The organism is Cryobacterium sp. MLB-32 (assembly GCF_000738085.1).
GTDB lineage: Bacteria > Actinomycetota > Actinomycetes > Actinomycetales > Microbacteriaceae > Cryobacterium.
This window is the reverse complement of sequence record NZ_JPRS01000731.1, coordinates 1-504: the sequence shown is the minus strand read 5'-3', so window position 1 is coordinate 504 and position 504 is coordinate 1. Positions and strand designations below refer to the sequence as shown.

General features: G+C 59.3%; 1 pseudogene. It reads right to left on the bottom strand.

The features are described from left to right. Positions 1 to 142: 142 nt before the first annotated feature. Positions 143 to 504 (bottom strand): annotated as a pseudogene (locus JF66_RS21115) (branched-chain amino acid ABC transporter permease); the annotation flags it as partial.

Genomic DNA, 504 nt, shown 5'->3' with positions numbered 1-504 from the left:
GCTCACTTTGTCGACGATCAGGATGGGATCCCGCTTCTTGCAGCCGGGCTCCGCCTCCCCGATGTGCAGGTCGACGCTCTTGATCGGCTTTGCCGTGGGAACGACCGGAACCACGGGAACGTTCGGAATGTCGGAATTCACGTTACTGGACAAAGGCCAACTCCTTCTTGTTTCCGAAGATGCCTTGCGGTCTGAAGATCACGATCAGCATGATGGCAACCCCCACGAGGATGAAACGAACCTGGCCGGCCTGAATGCTCGTCATGAACGGGAACCAGCCCGCCTCCTGAGCCCGGGCGATAAAACCGGAGAAGAACGACAGAAGCACCCAGAAGATGATCGAGCCGATGACCGGTCCGAGGATCGTGGCCGCGCCGCCGAGGAGGAGAATCGCGTAGATGAAGAACGTGAGTGTCGTCATGTAGTTCGACGGCACGACCGCTCGTGGCAGGGCGAAGATCATGCCCGCGATGGTTCCGTAGACGCCACCGAGAATGAGCGACT